Below are 16,248 nucleotides of genomic sequence, written 5' to 3'. Positions count from 1 at the left end.
GCTAGCGTGGCAGGGCCGCGTCCCGGGCCACCGGTTCGCGCCGGCGGGCGGGGGCGAGCCCGTTGATCCAGCGTTGCGCCGGCCGCTCGATCCAATGGTAAAGCATGGCGGCGCTGACGATCACCATTGCCATATAGAGCGCGATCAATGCCGGCGGCACGGCGCCGACGTCGCTTACAAAAGCCAGCTTGAAGGCGGTCCAGAGCAGATAATGGCCGAGATAGACGGCATAGCTGATCTCGCCTAGCCAGTGCAGGGTCCGCCCTTCAAGCGGATTGCCGCGCCGCCCCGATGTGAGCGCAAGCGCGAGCAACGATGCCGCGAAAGCGAGCGGCACCGCCAGCGTTTCCGGCATCCCCGCGGCCCAGGCGGCGAAACATAGCAGGGCAAGCAGGGAAGCGGCGACGGCCGGGACCATCGGTCGTTCGCGCCAGCGCAGCCACAGCGCGCACAGCGCATTGCCCGCCGCGAATTCGATAAGGCAGCGCAGCAGGCCGAACCGCGCAATATCCTCGCCCAGCGTCTGCGCGCCGCCCATCGCCATCACCGATGCGAGCAGCAGTGCCAGCGCGACGATAGCCGCGATTATCGCCCAGCCGGGAATGCGCCGCCAGTCGATGGCGACGGCGAGCAGCGGGAAGAGGAGATAGGCACCCAGTTCCGCCGAAATCGACCAGGCCGGATCATTCCAGGAGAGGCCTTGGGTGAAGCCCCAGTTCTGGAGCAGGAAGATGTGCAGCGGCAGTTGCGCGAAGGGAAATTCGTTCGCGTCGTGTCGCCCGGTCGCGGCGAGCAGCAGCGCGAGCGCAACGCCGCCCGCCAGCACGAACAGGTGCAGCGGCCAGATGCGCGCGACTCGCCGTTTCAGGAATGTCGGGATCGCCGCCAGTCCGCCGTCGCGCAGCCGCTGCGCATAGCTGAGCCAGATCACGAAGCCCGACAGCAGAAAGAAGAAATCGACCGCCAGATAGCCCTTTGCGAAAAACTCGAGCAGCGGTTGCGGCAGCCCGGCGATCGACATGCGGATGTGATAGAAGACCACCAGCAGCGCGGCGATCCCGCGCACCGATGTCAGCGCGCGCAATTCCGGTTTCGCGCTCATGCCGTTGCCGGTTCCGTGTGTCCGTGGCGATGCTTGCGGCGGATCGGGCGCCAGGCCATTTCGGCGCGCCGCCGTCCACAATAGCTGTCCAGCCCGATCTGCGCGCCGATCAGCAGATAGATGAACGGCTGGAAGGCGATGCCGATGAAGGCGGCGCCGAGCAGATAGATCATATGGCCGTGCTGCAACGCCGTCGCCAGCGGGGCGACCCAGGCCCATTCGCCTTCCGAGGCGCGATAGCGCCGTCGCAGCACTTCCATGCGGAACAGTCCGCCCAGATGGATGATCAGCCACATCAGCAGCCCGGGATAGCCCTGCTCGCCGAGCATTTCGAAATAGGCGCTGTGATAGGCACGGCCCGCGTCGATCGCGACGCGCGTGTCGAGCTTGGCGTTGTTCTCCGAGCCTTCGGTCGTGACCATATTGTAGCGGATGCGATTCTGGCGATACGCCTCGAACCCGCCGCCGAGCGGGTTTTCCGATGCATAGTCGATCGTCCATTTCCACACCGCGATGCGAGTCGAGGCAGATTCGTCCTGCTGATAGGACTGGATCGTTTCCATCCGCTGGGTGAAGGCGGAGGGGAGGAAGGGGATCGCCATGACCCCCGCCGCGCCCATCAGCCCGATATAGAGCATCCGCCGCTTGGCGTCGCGCAGCATCAGGATCGCGAGCAGCGCGATGCACAGCAGCCCGGTGCGCGTCGAAGTCCCCACCGGGATCAACAGGCATGCAAAGCACAATGCGTAGCAGAAGGTTCGTACCCGCCAGTCGGGCGGGAAAATGGTCCCGTATCTGGAAAACCACAGGATCAGCGGAATGATCGCGATCGCGACGGTGGAGATGGTGGAGCCTTCATAGAGACCGGCATTGATGTCGGCCATCAGGCTCAGCTGGCCATAGCCGCCACCGCCCAGCGCCGTCTTGACCCCGCCGGTGATGATGATCGACGAAGCCGACAGCACCATGAACAGCAGCAGCGCCTCGATCCGCAGCTTGGTGCGCAGCGTCAGCGGCAGAAAGATCGCGAAGGCCAGCGCCTTCCACACCCATTCCCATTTATCCTGTGCCTCGATCGGGAAGTCGGCATTGTGCGTCGTATAGGCGCAATAGAGCAGCAGCAGCAGCAATACGCCCTGGCGCGGCACCACGCGTACGTCACGTTTGTCGTCGAGCGCCAGCCAGCCGAGCACTGTCAATCCGGCGGCGACCATCGAGATCGGAATGCTGTTGAGCAACAGATAGGTCAGCCGCTGCGGCGACACGATGTCGATATAGACATAGGTCAGGACGAAGACGAAGGGCTTGCGAAAGCCCATCGCGAAGATCGCCGCGAGAAAGGCGAGAAAGGCGACGTCACGCACGGAAACGCCCCTTTCGGAGTAGCCTGCGCCGCTTTTCGGCCGCTTCCTTCGCGCCGTCGCGGGCGGTGTCCTCGACGTCCAGATCGGGCCGGCGCAGCAAGATCCAGGCGGCCAGAATCATCAGGCCGTGCGATAGTCCGAGCGATAGATTGTCGATCATCTTTGCGCTGTCCGCCCGGGCCAGGTTTTTCCTTTGAGACGCAGGTGTACGGGCCACGCGGTTGACGTGCCGTTAAGGCCTGTCGTGGCAAGGCCGCGAGCATGCGGATTCTGCACGTTCTCGATCATGGTCTGCCGCTGCACAGCGGCTATGCGTTCCGCACGCGGGCGATCCTCAAAGCGCAGCGCGCGCGCAGCTGGGAAGTCGCTTCGGTCACCGGTCCGCGGCAGGGGGCGGTCACGGTCGCGCAGGAAATGGTCGACGGGCTGCGCTTCTTTCGCACCACCGAGCGGCCGGGGACGTTTCCGCTGCGCGAATTCGGCGAGATCAAGGCGTTTTCGCGCCGAATCGAGCAAGTCGCGCGCGACTATCGCCCCGATCTGCTCCATGTCCATTCGCCGGTTATCGACGCGCTGGCAGCGCATCGCGCGGCGCGGCGGCTGAAGCTGCCGATGCTCTATGAAATCCGCGCCTTCTGGGAAGACGCGGCGGTGGGCAACGGCACCGGACGCGAGGGATCGCTGCGCTATCGCGCAACGCGCATGCTCGAAAACTGGGCGGTGCGCCGCGCCGATGCGGTGGCGGTGATCTGCGAAGGGCTGCGCGGCGACCTGATCGGGCGCGGTGTCGATCCCGCCAAGATTCTCGTTTCGCCCAATGGCGTCGATATGGAGCTGTTCGGCACGCCGGCGGCGCCCGATGTCGCGCTGGCACGCCAGCTGGGGCTGCAGGGTGCCGAGACGATCGGCTTCATCGGCAGTTTCTACGATTATGAGGGGCTCGACGTGCTGATCGACGCGATGCCCGATCTGGTGCGCCGCCGCCCGACGCTGCAACTGGTGCTGGTCGGCGGCGGTCCGGCTGAAAAGGCATTGCGCGCGCAGGCGGAGGCGTCGCCGGTCGGCGGGCATATCCGTTTCGTCGGTCGCGTGCCGCACGATCAGGTCGAGCGCTATTACAGCCTGATCGACGTGCTGGTCTATCCGCGCAAGCGGATGCGGCTCACCGAACTGGTCACGCCGCTCAAGCCGCTCGAGGCGATGGCGCAGAACCGGCTGGTCGCGGCATCCGATGTCGGCGGCCATTGCGAGCTGATTCGCGACGGCGATACCGGCACGCTGTTTGCCGCCGACAACCCCAGTGCGCTGGCAATGGCCGTGTCCGATCTTTTCGCCAGCCGCGACGACTGGGATGCGCGCCGCGAACGCGCGCGCGCCTATGTCGAAAAGGAACGCAATTGGGCGACCAACGTCGCTCGGTATGATTCTGTTTACCAAATTCTCGCAAAAGGGGAGGCGATAGGAACCAACTGGTCGCAACCTTCCCCGGCAAAGACATGAACCTGCCAATCGCCCCCTCGTCCGCAGCCATATTGGGTGTCGCCACCGCGGCGACCATCGCCATCGTCCCCGCGCCGATGCTGGGCGAACTGGTGATGGAAAGCGGGTTGCCCGCGCTGCTTCCCGCTGCCGAACCGCCGCTTGGGATTACAGCGCGTGCGCTGCTGGCGCTGGGCGTCGGCGGGCTGGTCGCGCTCTTCTCCTGGTTCGCCGCCTTCCTGCTGGTCGGATCGCGTTCGATCGGCGTGGGCAAGGGCGCGCGCGAAGCCGCGCCCGAAATCGAGGAAAAACCGGCGGTCCGCCGCGCCGATGCGCATCCCGACGCGCCGCCGCGCCCGCCGCTGCGCGCCACGCGCGACCTCGGCACGCCGTTTCTCGAAGTTACCGCCAAGCTGCGCAAGGGCTCCGAATCGGCAGAGATTCGATCGGACGAGATCGTCGAAATTCTCGACCTGACCGAAGCCGCCGAGGCGCAGGCGGTAGCCGCTCCCGCGCCGGTCGCGCCGCCATCTCCGGCCGAAGCCGAATTGCCGGAGGACCTGAACCAGCCAATGGCGCAATATGATCCCGGCGCGATCCGCGAAGCGCCGATCGCCGCGCCCTCCTCGGTATTGCCGCTGCGCCGGCCGTCGCGTCCGGCGGTGTTCGAGCCGCAGGAGCGTTTCGAAACCTTCGAACTGACGCCGCAGGTTCGCGCCGCGCCTCCGCCTTCGGTTCCCGCGTCGGGCAGCGAATTCACGCGACCGGAAACCGACGCCTCGATCCATGCGCTGCTCGACAGGTTGGAAAAGGGCGTGGTCAGGCGCGGGCTGGGCGGCGCCAACGACGGCGAACCGTCGCACGAACCCGAACACGGGCTTCAGGAAGCGCTGGTGACGCTCCGCAATCTCGCCCGCCGCGCCTAAGGCGCGATCATCGTTCCTCCACCGTCAGCGCTTCGACCGTCGCGGTTACTGCGTCCGCGCAACGCCGCTGCACGGTGACGGCGACATCCGCGACCAGATGGTTGCGCAGCGCGAATTCGGCTTCGGGCAGTTCCTCCAGCCAGCGTTCCAGCGCCGATGACGCGGGCGCGCTCACCGTCACAACGTGCCGCGCGCCGTTGAACGTTGCGCTGGCCCAGCGCGTCCAGTCGCTTTCGACCAGCGTCAGCGGACAACCAGCCCTTGCAGCCTGTGCCAGCAAGGCGCGCTCGAACTGCGTGGCGGCATCGGGTCCCCGGCTCATCGCGCGTCTCCATTCTGCCCGGCGGCGATAAAGGCCTCGATCCGTGCCACCATCGGCGGGCGCGGTTCGCGTCCGTTGCGCAGATCGCGCACCAGCCGCGGATCGCGCACGGCGAGCCTTCCGAACTTGGTTTCCGGCATCTCGGTCCGCCGCAGATATTGCTCCACCTTCCGCAACACGGTCATCCGCCCAATCCTCCGATTCGCTCCGAATGATCTTGATTTGTTCTTTAAAATCCTACATGTCTAGGAAAATTCCTATGGAAGTCGATCGAAGATGGATGAAATGGCGCAACGCGCGGCAATCGCGGCCCTGATGGCGGAACATGGCGAAAGCCATGCGTCGATGTCGCGGCTGCTGGGCCGTAACCCGGCGTATTTCCAGCAATATATGCGGCGTGGGTCGCCCCGATTGCTGCCCGAGCGCGATCGTGCGCTGCTCGCGCGCTATTTCGGCGTGGCGGAAGAAACGCTGGGCGGGCCGGCGGCGGTGGGGATGACTCCGATCCCCCGGCTCGACGTCGATGCCGCCGCCGGTCCCGGCGGGCTCGCGGAAGGCGATCTGCGTCAGCGCCCGGCCGCGCTCGATCCCGCGTTGCTGCGCCGTCTCGGCGTGCGGGCGAGCGCGGCGTCGATGATTCGCGTACTCGGCGACTCGATGGAGCCGCTGCTGTCCGACGGTGACGAAATCCTCGTCGATCGCGATCGCCGCACGCCATCGGCACGCGCCGGCCTGTTCGTCCTGCGCATCGAGGAGACGCTCAAGGTGAAACAGCTTCGCGCGATCGGCTGCGACGTCGAAATCGCCAGCGCCAATCCGGCGCATGGCGGCCCGCGCATCGTGCCGGGCGGGGCAATCGATGTGATCGGCCGTGTCGTCTGGCTGTCACGCGCGCTGATCTAGGCAGATTGCCCGATGCGCGGGGGTCAGCTTCCCTTGCGCTGCCGATCGCGCAGCCAGATCACGATCGCCGTGGCCGCGCCCAGTGCGAAGCCCGCCATGATCCCGAGCGAGGGCTGGCCCGCCACGACGCCGAAGATCGCGCCCAGGAAAATCCCGGCGAATATGGGAAAACCACCCGCCATTGTGGTCGGCGTCTTGGATTCGTTGCTCATTGCGCTGCTCTGCCACGTCCGGCGCCGCGATGCCACACTCCGGCGCCCTGGCCGCGCCCGGCATCGATTCGCGGACGGTTAACCTTCGTCTTCCACTGGTTTTTCGCCTTTGCCGCCTATCAACGGGGCATGCGGCGGCGCCAGGCGCTTCGTCGCCGGTAGCGGAGTAGCATATGGACCAGATGCCCTATCTCAACGATCGCGCGGCCGTGTCCGACGCATTCGATCTGATCCGTAAATTCGGCGACGATGCGGGATTCGAAGCCGCCGCGCGCGCCGATCGCAGCCGGGATCTGGGCAATCACATCCATTTCTGCCGCTGGCGCCAGATCGAGCGGCTGGTGGTGCTGATGTCGGTCGGGCGCGCGGTCGGTACGATTCACTGAGCCTCTCCGGCGCGTATCGCTTGATCGCGCACGGCTTTTCCCGGTAGCAGCCCCGGATTATTGTCCGCCGGGCGAGGCGCTCGCGGACCCTAACGCCGTTTCGAGGGTTCAGGGGCGAATGATCCGTACCGAGGCCGAATGACGCTGCCCCAGACATTATCGGTCATCGTTCTTGCGGTGATGATGGCGCTCTTCATCTGGGGCCGGTTCCGATATGACGTCGTTGCGGTGATGGCGCTGCTCGCCGGGATCGCCACCGGCATCGTCTCGCCCGAAGCGGCCTTTACCGGCTTTTCCGACGATATCGTCATCATCGTGGGATCGGCGCTGGTGCTTTCGGGCGCGGTGCAGCGATCGGGCGTGATCGAGCGGCTGATGCTGCTCCTGCAAAAGCGCGTGAAGCGGACCGAGGCGCAGCTGCTTGTGCTCACCGCCAGCGTCGGATTCGCCTCGGCGCTGGTCAAGAATATCGGCGCGCTGGCGATGATGATTCCCGTCGCCTTCCAGATGTCGAAACGCTCGAACACCGCGCCGTCCTCCTTTCTGATGCCGATGTCCTTCGCCTCGCTGCTTGGCGGGCTGATGACGCTGATCGGCACGTCGCCGAACATCATCGTGTCGAGCGTGCGCGAGGAAATGACAGGCGAGCCGTTCAGGATGTTCGATTATCTGCCGGTCGGGCTCGGGTTGACGCTGATCGGGCTGGCGTTCCTTCCGATCGGCTATCGCATGCTGCCGCGTGACCGGCGGGCGGCGCCGACGCTCGGCGAAGCGCTCGACATCCAGGATTATGTCACCGAGGTGCGCATCGGCCCACGCTCGCCTGCGATCGACGAGACCGTCGCCGATTTCATCGCGCGGCACGACCACGAAGTGACGATCACCAATCTGATCCGCGATCACACCCGCAGCGCACCCTTTCCCGATACGGTGCTGCATGCCGACGACATCCTGATCCTCGGCGGTTCGCCCGACAGTCTCGAACGCGTGATCGCCGGCGACCGGCTCGAGCTCGAGGGGCGCGAGACGATCAGCGACAACGGCTCCGACATAGGCGTGATCGAAGCGGTGGTCGGCACCGATTCGCCGCTGGTGATGCGCACTGCCAGCCGTATGCAGTTGCGCGAGCGATTCGGCGTCAATCTGATCGCGGTGTCGCGGCAGGGTGAACGGCTGGTCCGGCGGCTGGGCAATATCATGCTCTCGGCGGGCGACGTCATCGTGCTGCAGGGGCCGCTCGATCTGTTGCCTGAGCGGCTGCGCGATCTCGGCTGCCTGCCGCTCGCCGAACGCTCGCTCCGGCTCGGCAACAATGCCCGGCGCACGCTGTTGCCGCTCGTCATCCTGGCCGCAGCGATGAGCGCGACGGCGCTGGGGCTGGTGCCGGTCGCGGTCGCTTTTTTCGCGGCGGCGGGGCTGGTGGTGATTTCGGGCGCGCTGCCGGTGCGCGAAGCCTATTCGCATATCGAATGGCCGATCCTGATCATGCTCGCCGCGCTGATCCCGGTGTCGGACAGCCTGCGCACCACCGGCGCCAGCACGCTGATCGGCGAGCATCTTTCGGTGCTGGCGTCGACATTGCCGCCCTGGGGCGCGGTGATGCTGATCATGGCCGCGGCGATGGCGGTCACGCCCTTCCTCAACAATGCCGCGACGGTGCTGGTGATGGCGCCGATCGCCGCGACTTTCGCCAGCGGCCTGGGCTATCGCCCCGAGCCCTTCCTGATGGCGACGGCGGTCGGCGCTGGATGCGATTTCCTCACTCCGATCGGGCATCAGTGCAACACGCTGGTGATGGGCCCGGGCGGCTACAAGTTCGGTGACTATGCCCGTCTCGGCGCGCCGCTGTCGCTGCTTGTCCTGCTGTTCGGCACGCCGCTGATCATGTGGTTCTGGCCGGCGGTCTAGCGGCGCCCGGGCGTTTGCCCTGGCCGTCATCCTTCCGATAGCAAGCGAATGCCGCGCGTCGGCCGGGCGGGAGCCGGGCAGGGCGGCGGCCAATGCAGACCATGAAAATGAAGGAGAGATGTCTTGGGTCGATTTGCAGGAAAGACCGTCATCGTAACGGGCGCGGCTTCGGGGATCGGTGCCGCCGCGGTCCGCCGTTTTCTGGGCGAAGGCGCCAATGTCGTGGCGTTCGATCTGAGCGGCGAAAAGCTCGCCGCGCTGGCGCGCGATTTGCCGGTAGACCGGTTTGTAACGCAAACCGGCGACGCCGCGAACGCCGAAGATATCCAGGCCACGGTGGACCTGGCTGTCGATCGCTTCGGTCGAATCGACGTGCTGATCAACAATGCCGGAACGGTGACCTTCGGCGATGTGACCGAAACCAGTATCGAGGAATGGAACCGTGTGATGACTGTGAACGTCACCGGCTATTTCCTGATGGCGAAGACGGCGATGCCCGAACTGCGCAAGCACAAGGGCGCGATCGTGATGACGTCGTCGCTGTCGGGGCTGGGCGGCGATCCGCATCTGGTGGCCTACAACACGTCGAAGGGTGCGGTGACCAACATGGTTCGCGCAATGGCGATCGATCACGCGCCCGACGGCGTTCGCGTCAATGCGGTCAACCCCACCTTCACGCGCACCGGCATGACCGAGGAAATGCAGGAGGATACCGAAACGGTGGCGAAATTCGTCGCGCGCATCCCGATGGGGCGCCCCGGCGAGCCTGATGACCTGGCCAAGGCGATGCTGTTTCTCGCCAGTGACGAGGCGGGGTTCATCACCGGCGTGAACCTGCCTGTCGACGGCGGATCGACCGCGTCGAGCACGCAGGCGCTCTGAGCGGCCGGCGTGCCGGGCCGGATGGCCCGGTGCGCCGCCGTTGCGGCGAGGGATGTGCCGTCGGACGGTTGCGACGGGCGGAGCAACGGCGCGCGTGGCGCCTGCGTTCGGTACCTATTCCCTACCCGATATCAGGAGCCCGAAAATGGAGCGTTTCGCAGGAAAAACCGTCATCGTCACCGGCGCCGCGTCGGGCATGGGCGCGGCCGCCGCCCATCGTTTCGCCGAAGAGGGCGCCAATGTCGTCGCGCTCGACCTCGACGCCGATGCGCTTGACGGGGCGTGCGCCGATCTGCCCGCCGACCGGCTTCTCAAGAAGGCCGGAGATACCGCCAACAGCGATACCGCGCGCAGCGCCGTCGCCGACGCGGTCGATCGCTTCGGCGGCGTCGACGTGCTGATCAACAATGCCGGAACGGTGGTGCAGGGCGATGCGGTGCAGACATCGGAAGACGACTGGGATCGCGTGATCGACGTCAATGTGAACGGCTATTTCCACATGGCCAAGGCCGCCTTGCCCGAATTGCGCAAGGCCAGGGGGGCGATCGTAATGACCTCCTCGGTTTCGGGGACCGGCGGCGACTGGGGCATGCTCGCCTATAACACGTCGAAAGGCGCAGTGACCAACATGGTCCGCGCGATGGCGCTTGATGAAGGCGCGCATGGCGTGCGCGTCAACGCGGTCAATCCCAGCTTCACGAAGACGGGAATGACAGAGGCGATTCAGGACGACCCGGAGATGATCGACAGGTTCATGGCGCGGATCCCGCTCGGCCGTCCGGGCGAGCCGGAGGATGTCGCCGATGTGATGGCGTTCCTTGCCAGTGACGACGCGCGCTTCGTCACCGGCGTCAACCTGCCCGTCGATGGCGGCGCTTCGGCATCGAACGGCCAGCCCGACCAGCGCTGATCGCGCGCCTGGCCTTGCAACGCTCCGCCGGGCGCCACAGATGCGGTGCCCAGGCGGAGATAATCATGGCACATGCAGCGCGTATCGAACGGACCGGCGGGCCCGAGGTTATCCAGTGGAGCGAAGTTGCGGTGCCCGATCCCGGACCGGGCGAGGTGCGGATACGCACCACCGCGGCCGGCCTGAATTTCATCGATACCTATCATCGCAGCGGCCTCTATCCGGTCGCACTGCCCGCTGTGCTCGGCCTCGAAGGCGCCGGCGTCATCGAGGCCGTGGGCGAGGGCGTCGACGGTCTTGCCGAGGGCGACCATGTCGTCACCTATGGTCCGCAGCTCGGCGCCTATGCCACGCACCGCACCCTTGCCGCCGAGCATCTTTTCAAGCTGCCGGAGGGCGTGGACGATGAAATCGCCGCCGCCACCTTTCTCAAGGGTTGTACCGCCGAATTCCTGATCGAGCGTTGCGCGCGCGTGGAGGCAGGGATGACCGTGCTCGTCCATGCCGCGGCGGGCGGGGTCGGTTCGCTGCTCGTCCAGTGGCTGAAGCATATCGGCGCGACTGTGATCGGGACGGTCGGCAGCCCCGGAAAGGCCGAACGCGCACGCCGTCACGGCGCCGATCATGTGATCGAATACAAACGCGAGTCGATCGCCGAGCGCGTGCGCGAGATCACCAACGGGAAGGGCGTGCCGGTGATTCTCGACGGGGTCGGGGCGGACAGCTGGCAGGCGTCGCTCGACAGCGCCGCGCCGCGCGGGCTGATCGTCAGCTACGGCAATGCCAGCGGCCCGGTCGAGGGCGTCGCGCTTGCGACGTTGAACCGGCACGGATCGCTGTTCGTCACGCGCCCCAAGCTGTTCGACTATTATGCGACGGCCGAAGCGCGCGAGGCCGGGGCGGGGCGGCTGTTCGAACTGCTTGCCGATGGTGTGCTCAGACCCGAAATCGGCCAGCGTTTCGCGCTGTCGGAAGCGGCCGAGGCGCATCGCCGCATCGAAGCGGGCGAAACGCAGGGCGCGACGTTGTTGATTCCGTAACCGCTCGGCAAACGAGTCTGCGGTACAAACGAAAACGCCCGGGCATCGCTGCCCGGGCGTTCCCGCTGTCCAGCAGACCTGGGATCAGGCGCTGTAATACATGTCGAATTCGACCGGGCTGGGGGTCATTTCCCAGGCCGCGACGTCTTCGCGCTTGAGTTCGATATAGGCTTCGACCTGATCCTTGGTGAACACGTCACCCTTGAGCAGGAAGTCCATGTCCGCCTCGAGGCTGTCGAGCGCTTCGCGGAGCGAGCCGGCGACGGTCGGCACCGCTTCCAGCTCGGCCGGCGGCAGATCATAGAGATTCTTGTCCATCGGGTCGCCCGGATGGATCTTGTTCTGGATGCCGTCGAGGCCGGCCATCAGCAGCGCCGCATAGCAGAGATACGGATTGGCCATCGCATCGGGGAAGCGGAATTCGACGCGCTTCGCCTTGCTGCCTGCGCCGTACGGAATGCGGCACGACGCCGAACGGTTGCGGCTCGAATAGGCGAGCAGCACCGGCGCTTCATAGCCCGGCACCAGACGCTTGTAGCTGTTGGTGGTCGGGTTGGTGAAGGCATTGAGCGCCTTGGCGTGCTTGATGACGCCGCCGATGAAATAGAGGCACATTTCCGAAAGGCCGGCATAGCCGTCGCCTGCGAACAGCGGGTTGCCGCCGTCCCAGATCGACATGTGGGTGTGCATGCCGGAACCGTTATCTTCCTTGATCGGCTTGGGCATGAACGTCGCCGTCTTGCCATAGGCCTGCGCGACCATGTGGACGACATATTTGTAGATCTGCATGCGGTCGGCGGTTTCGACCAGCGTGCCGAAGGTGAGGCCGAGTTCGTGCTGCGCGGCCGCCACTTCGTGGTGGTGCTTGTCGCACGGCAGGCCCATTTCCATCATGGTCGAAACCATTTCGCCGCGGATATCGGTGGCGCTGTCGACCGGCGCGACCGGGAAATAACCGCCCTTGGCGCGCGGCCGGTGGGCCAGGTTGCCGGCTTCATATTCCTTGCCGCTGTTGGTCGGCAGTTCGATGTCGTCGATCGCGAAATAGCTGGTCGAATAGCTGGTTTCGAACCGGACATCGTCGAACATGAAGAATTCGGCTTCGGGGCCGACATAGACGGTGTCGCCGATGCCGAGCGACTTGAGGTGCACTTCGGCGCGCTTGGCGGTCGAGCGCGGATCGCGCGCATACCATTCGCCGGTCGACGGTTCGACGATGTCGCAGAACAGGATCATCATCGGCGTCGCCGAGAACGGATCGATGTAAACAGCGTCGAGATCCGGCTTCAGGATCATGTCGGATTCGTTAATCGCCTTCCAGCCCGCGATCGACGAACCGTCGAACATCAGCCCGTCGGTCAGTTCGTCCTCGCCGATCACGCCCGACACCATCGTCAGATGCTGCCACTTGCCCTTCGGGTCGGTGAAACGCAGGTCGACCCACTCGATCTCCTGCTCCTTGATCATCTTCAGGATCGTACCCGCATCATTCGCCATTTAGTCAGTCCCTTTCTGATGAATGCGTTTGCCCTGCGACTCGGGCAACATTGTTACGCTTTCGTCATGCATCTTTCAAAAAATGCTGCGTCGCGTCAAATGGCGTCGTCGTCACGCTCGCCCGTGCGGATGCGCAGCGCGGTTTCCACCGGCATCACGAACACCTTGCCGTCGCCGATCCGTCCGGTCTGGGCGGCATTCGCGACTGCTTCGACTACGCGTTCGGCGACAGCGTCGTCGACGACGACTTCCAGCTTCACCTTGGGCAGGAAGTCGACGACATATTCCGCACCGCGATAGAGTTCGGTGTGGCCCTTCTGGCGTCCGAAGCCCTTGGCCTCGGTCACGGTGATTCCCGAAACGCCCACTTCGTGCAGCGCTTCCTTTACTTCATCGAGCTTGAACGGCTTGATGATCGCTTCGATCTTTTTCACGAAATCCCCCGACAGGTCATTTTCAGTATCTCCCCTCGTATCGGCCTCACTGGCAACAAGCGTGCCAGTATCGCGCGTCGCCGGTATCCGGGGCGTGACGGCTTCCAAAACATTAACAACTGCCTAGCGAATGAGCAGCGGCGCCTGTCTTGCCCGAAAGGATGGCAATGCGAAAGGGATCGCGCGGGTCAGGGTTAACCGCTATTGTAACTGGCGCGCGCGGCGTCGGCCCTGCATGCTGGCGGCGACCAACAGGGAGAGCCTTCATGCGGAAGACGATTGTTGCCTCGCTTGCCTTCATTTCCTTCGCCGTCGCCGGATCGGCGCAAGCCCAGGTGCAGCAGTTCGGGCCGTGGAAGCTCGCTGCGAACGGTGAGGCTTGCCTCGCGCGCTATGATTCGGGCAGTCAGCGTTTCGAAATCATGGCGAGTACGCCGACCGATGGGCTGATATCGCTGACCAGCGATCAGACCAGGGGTACCGCCGACGGCACGACCCAGACGATGGACATGCTCTGGACCTTCGGCACCGGCCAGGAAATGGATCTCGCCGTCAGCACCACGGCCAGCAATGACGGCCTGGTCTTCCAGACGCCGATGGAATCGGGCGTCAAGCTTTTGCGCTACGGGCCGCGCGTGCGGCTCAGCCGGCAGGGTGGAGCGACGGTGTTCGATCTCGACCTTCCCGACGATGGCCAGACCGGACAGCTTTTCGACGCATTCGACAGCTGTCGCGCCGCGCTCGACGAAGACTGAATTCGTTCCCTCCGAGGGAACCGTTGCAGCTTCTGCGAAGTTATGCAGATGTTGTGACGGGCAAGTGACCTTGGAGCACGCGGATCGTGAGGGCTATCGGCAGGGACGTGCGAGTGACCGTCTACCGGCGTATGCCGGAAGACGGCGCGGTCGTGGCGGTCGCCAGCGGGCCGCTGGTCATCATGGCATACGGCCTGTCGGCGATGGCTTATGCCGACGACACGGCCGAATGCTGGATCGATGGCCCGGCCGGGCGCATGTCCGCACGCGAAGCGCGCCAGTGCCTGCGCGACTGGATGAACCGCGGCATCTGACCGCCTTTGTCTCTCACCGGCACGCGATGCGCACCGGGCGCACTCCTGGCCGCAGCCGGCAAGGGGGCGGGGAGACCCGGTTGCGCGCTCAGGAATAGGGCGGCGCGTTGAGACCCTTGGGGCTGGTGGTGAAGATCTCGCACCCTTCCTCGGTAATCCCGATCGAATGTTCGAACTGCGCCGACAGCGAGCGGTCGCGCGTCACTGCCGTCCAGCCGTCGTCGAGCAGCTTCACATCGGGGCGGCCGATATTGATCATCGGCTCGATCGTGAAGAACATGCCGGGCTTCAGCTCCGGCCCCGTGCCCGGGCGGCCGACATGGACGACTTCGGGCGCGTCGTGAAATATCTGCCCCAGCCCGTGCCCGCAGAAATCGCGCACCACGCCATAGCGGTGCTTTTCGGCATGCTGCTGAATCGCATGGCTGATGTCGCCCAGATAGTTGCCCGGCTTCGCCTGGTCGATGCCGAGCATCAGGCACTCATAGGTAACGTCGACCAGCCGCTTCGCCTTGATCGGCACGTCGCCCGCCAGGAACATGCGGCTGGTATCGCCGTGCCAGCCATCGACCATCGGCGTCACGTCGATGTTCAGGATATCGCCGTCCTTGATCACGCGATCGCCCGGAATTCCGTGGCACACGACATGGTTGATCGAAATGCAGCAGCTGTGCGTATAGCCGCGATAGCCGAGCGTCGCGGGCGTGCCGCCGCCGTCGAACGTCATGGTGCGGACGATGTCGTCGAGTTCGCCGGTCGTCACGCCCGGCACGACATGCGGCACCAGCGCGTCGAGAATTTCGGCGGCAAGGCGCCCGGCCTTGCGCATCCCCTCGAATCCCTCGGGGCCATGCAGTTTGATGGCGCCGGTGCGCGCCTGCGGCGTTGCTTCGGTTACGCTTACATATTCGGTCATGGCGGGGGATATAGGCGATTGCATCGCGCTTTGCGAGACCGGTTGGCTGGTCTATGGCGCTGTGCATGTCGGATAGGATCTGGACGGCGGGCCTGACCGTCATCGGCGACGAGATATTGTCGGGCCGCACGCAGGACAAGAATGTGGCGCAACTCGCCACCTGGCTCAACGCGCAGGGGATTCGCCTGGGCGAAGTGCGCGTCGTCGCCGATCGCCAGGAAGCCATCGTCGAGGCGGTCGACACGCTGCGTGCCCGCTATGATTATTGCTTCACCACCGGCGGCATCGGCCCGACGCATGACGACATCACTGTCGATGCGATCGCCGCCGCGCTCGGCGTGCCGGTGGTCATCCATCCCGAAGCGCGCGCGATGCTGGAAGCGCATTACGAAACGCGCGGCGGGCTCACCGACATGCGGCTGCGCATGGCGCGTGTCCCCGAAGGCGCGAGCCTGATCGCCAATCGCATGTCGGGCGCGCCGGGCATCCATATCGGGAATATCTATGTGCTCGCCGGCGTGCCGCATATCGCCGCGGGCATGCTCGATGCGCTGACCGGTCAGCTCGAGGGCGGGTTGCCGCTGGTCGCGCGGACCATCGGCTGCTGGGTCGCCGAAAGCGAAATTGCCGAACTGCTGGCGACGGTGGAGCGGTCCCGCGAAGGCGTGACGATCGGCAGCTATCCCTTTTTCCGCGAAGGGCGGGTCGGCGCCAATTTCGTCGTCCGCTCCACGTCGCAGGAGGATGTCGATGCCAGCATCGCCGATCTGACCGCCGGGCTGGAGGGGCAGGGGCGTACCGTGGTCGAAGGCGGGATCTGATCCCTTCCGACAGCAGCTGAACAACAAAACGCTGTCCTACACGACATGGTTCGTGCCATCGCCGCCGGGTTCTTTGA

General features: G+C 65.2%; 20 protein-coding genes. 11 read left to right on the top strand and 9 right to left on the bottom strand.

What is annotated here, in order from left to right:
* Position 1: 1 nt before the first annotated feature.
* The 3 genes from G5C33_RS15845 to G5C33_RS15835 are packed head-to-tail and all read right to left on the bottom strand — an operon-like array spanning position 2 to position 2,626.
* Positions 2 to 1,102, bottom strand: a complete 1,101-nt coding sequence (locus G5C33_RS15845) for an acyltransferase family protein (RefSeq protein ID WP_165328031.1) — start codon at positions 1,100 to 1,102, stop codon at positions 2 to 4.
* Positions 1,099 to 2,466, bottom strand: a complete 1,368-nt coding sequence (locus G5C33_RS15840) for a putative O-glycosylation ligase, exosortase A system-associated (protein WP_165328030.1) — start codon at positions 2,464 to 2,466, stop codon at positions 1,099 to 1,101. The genes G5C33_RS15845 and G5C33_RS15840 overlap by 4 nt, the downstream gene beginning before the upstream one ends.
* Positions 2,459 to 2,626 carry a hypothetical protein gene (locus G5C33_RS15835; RefSeq protein WP_206518577.1) on the bottom strand — a complete coding sequence of 56 codons (168 nt, stop codon included), beginning with the start codon at positions 2,624 to 2,626 and terminating at the stop codon, positions 2,459 to 2,461. The genes G5C33_RS15840 and G5C33_RS15835 overlap by 8 nt, the downstream gene beginning before the upstream one ends.
* Positions 2,627 to 2,727: 101 nt before the next feature.
* On the opposite strand from G5C33_RS15835, the gene G5C33_RS15830 reads away from it, so the two are divergent.
* Together G5C33_RS15830 and G5C33_RS15825 are read left to right on the top strand one after the other, a co-directional pair.
* The gene (locus G5C33_RS15830; RefSeq protein WP_165328029.1) at positions 2,728 to 3,966 is read left to right on the top strand and encodes a TIGR04063 family PEP-CTERM/XrtA system glycosyltransferase; all 1,239 of its coding nucleotides are present in this window, start codon (positions 2,728 to 2,730) and stop codon (positions 3,964 to 3,966) included.
* Positions 3,963 to 4,871: a hypothetical protein gene (locus tag G5C33_RS15825; RefSeq protein ID WP_165328028.1), complete on the top strand. Its 909-nt coding sequence runs from the start codon at positions 3,963 to 3,965 to the stop codon at positions 4,869 to 4,871. The genes G5C33_RS15830 and G5C33_RS15825 overlap by 4 nt, the downstream gene beginning before the upstream one ends.
* A gap of 7 nt (positions 4,872 to 4,878) precedes the next feature.
* Here G5C33_RS15825 and G5C33_RS15820 read toward each other — a convergent pair whose 3' ends face one another.
* Both G5C33_RS15820 and G5C33_RS15815 read right to left on the bottom strand, forming a co-directional pair.
* Positions 4,879 to 5,193: a hypothetical protein gene (locus tag G5C33_RS15820; RefSeq protein WP_165328027.1), complete on the bottom strand. Its 315-nt coding sequence runs from the start codon at positions 5,191 to 5,193 to the stop codon at positions 4,879 to 4,881.
* Positions 5,190 to 5,378, bottom strand: a complete 189-nt coding sequence (locus G5C33_RS15815; protein ID WP_165328026.1) for a hypothetical protein — start codon at positions 5,376 to 5,378, stop codon at positions 5,190 to 5,192. Before G5C33_RS15815 ends, G5C33_RS15820 begins: the two co-directional genes overlap by 4 nt.
* A 91-nt stretch (positions 5,379 to 5,469) precedes the next feature.
* On the opposite strand from G5C33_RS15815, the gene G5C33_RS15810 reads away from it, so the two are divergent.
* A complete protein-coding gene (locus tag G5C33_RS15810; protein WP_165328025.1) occupies positions 5,470 to 6,096 on the top strand; it encodes a S24 family peptidase in 627 nt (208 codons plus the stop codon).
* A gap of 23 nt (positions 6,097 to 6,119) precedes the next feature.
* Here G5C33_RS15810 and G5C33_RS15805 read toward each other — a convergent pair whose 3' ends face one another.
* Positions 6,120 to 6,308 carry a hypothetical protein gene (locus G5C33_RS15805; RefSeq protein WP_165328024.1) on the bottom strand — a complete coding sequence of 63 codons (189 nt, stop codon included), beginning with the start codon at positions 6,306 to 6,308 and terminating at the stop codon, positions 6,120 to 6,122.
* A gap of 173 nt (positions 6,309 to 6,481) precedes the next feature.
* Between G5C33_RS15805 and G5C33_RS15800 the strand changes: the two genes are divergently transcribed.
* From G5C33_RS15800 to G5C33_RS15780, 5 genes are all read left to right on the top strand, one after another.
* Positions 6,482 to 6,694 (top strand): hypothetical protein, encoded by a 213-nt coding sequence (locus G5C33_RS15800; protein ID WP_165328023.1) that lies wholly within the window; start codon positions 6,482 to 6,484, stop codon positions 6,692 to 6,694.
* Between the two features lie 138 nt (positions 6,695 to 6,832).
* Positions 6,833 to 8,602: an SLC13 family permease gene (locus G5C33_RS15795; protein WP_165328022.1), complete on the top strand. Its 1,770-nt coding sequence runs from the start codon at positions 6,833 to 6,835 to the stop codon at positions 8,600 to 8,602.
* Positions 8,603 to 8,725: 123 nt separating this feature from the next.
* Positions 8,726 to 9,484 carry an SDR family NAD(P)-dependent oxidoreductase gene (locus tag G5C33_RS15790; RefSeq protein WP_165328021.1) on the top strand — a complete coding sequence of 253 codons (759 nt, stop codon included), beginning with the start codon at positions 8,726 to 8,728 and terminating at the stop codon, positions 9,482 to 9,484.
* A 145-nt stretch (positions 9,485 to 9,629) separates the two neighbouring features.
* The gene (locus G5C33_RS15785) at positions 9,630 to 10,394 is read left to right on the top strand and encodes an SDR family NAD(P)-dependent oxidoreductase (protein ID WP_165328020.1); all 765 of its coding nucleotides are present in this window, start codon (positions 9,630 to 9,632) and stop codon (positions 10,392 to 10,394) included.
* A 65-nt stretch (positions 10,395 to 10,459) separates the two neighbouring features.
* A complete protein-coding gene (locus G5C33_RS15780) occupies positions 10,460 to 11,434 on the top strand; it encodes a quinone oxidoreductase family protein (protein WP_165328019.1) in 975 nt (324 codons plus the stop codon).
* An 84-nt stretch (positions 11,435 to 11,518) separates the two neighbouring features.
* On the opposite strand, the gene glnA is transcribed toward G5C33_RS15780, so the two are convergent.
* Both glnA and G5C33_RS15770 read right to left on the bottom strand, forming a co-directional pair.
* On the bottom strand, positions 11,519 to 12,931 hold the full coding sequence (gene glnA, locus G5C33_RS15775; RefSeq protein ID WP_165328018.1) for a type I glutamate--ammonia ligase: 1,413 nt from the start codon (positions 12,929 to 12,931) through the stop codon (positions 11,519 to 11,521).
* A 95-nt stretch (positions 12,932 to 13,026) separates the two neighbouring features.
* Positions 13,027 to 13,365: a P-II family nitrogen regulator gene (locus G5C33_RS15770; protein ID WP_165328017.1), complete on the bottom strand. Its 339-nt coding sequence runs from the start codon at positions 13,363 to 13,365 to the stop codon at positions 13,027 to 13,029.
* 266 nt (positions 13,366 to 13,631) lie between these two features.
* Between G5C33_RS15770 and G5C33_RS15765 the strand changes: the two genes are divergently transcribed.
* Both G5C33_RS15765 and G5C33_RS15760 read left to right on the top strand, forming a co-directional pair.
* Complete coding sequence (locus tag G5C33_RS15765; RefSeq protein WP_165328016.1) at positions 13,632 to 14,120, top strand: hypothetical protein; 489 nt, start codon at positions 13,632 to 13,634, stop codon at positions 14,118 to 14,120.
* Between the two features lie 113 nt (positions 14,121 to 14,233).
* Entirely contained in the window at positions 14,234 to 14,434 is a 201-nt protein-coding gene (locus G5C33_RS15760) for a hypothetical protein (protein WP_165328015.1), read from the top strand.
* 88 nt (positions 14,435 to 14,522) lie between these two features.
* Here G5C33_RS15760 and map read toward each other — a convergent pair whose 3' ends face one another.
* A complete protein-coding gene (map, locus tag G5C33_RS15755; RefSeq protein WP_165328014.1) occupies positions 14,523 to 15,350 on the bottom strand; it encodes a type I methionyl aminopeptidase in 828 nt (275 codons plus the stop codon).
* Between the two features lie 65 nt (positions 15,351 to 15,415).
* Between map and G5C33_RS15750 the strand changes: the two genes are divergently transcribed.
* The gene (locus G5C33_RS15750) at positions 15,416 to 16,171 is read left to right on the top strand and encodes a competence/damage-inducible protein A (RefSeq protein WP_165328013.1); all 756 of its coding nucleotides are present in this window, start codon (positions 15,416 to 15,418) and stop codon (positions 16,169 to 16,171) included.
* Positions 16,172 to 16,248 lie beyond the last annotated feature (77 nt).

The sequence above is a fragment of the Sphingosinithalassobacter tenebrarum genome (assembly GCF_011057975.1).
Classification (GTDB): domain Bacteria; phylum Pseudomonadota; class Alphaproteobacteria; order Sphingomonadales; family Sphingomonadaceae; genus Sphingomonas; species Sphingomonas tenebrarum.
This window is presented reverse-complemented; position numbering and strand designations above follow the sequence as displayed.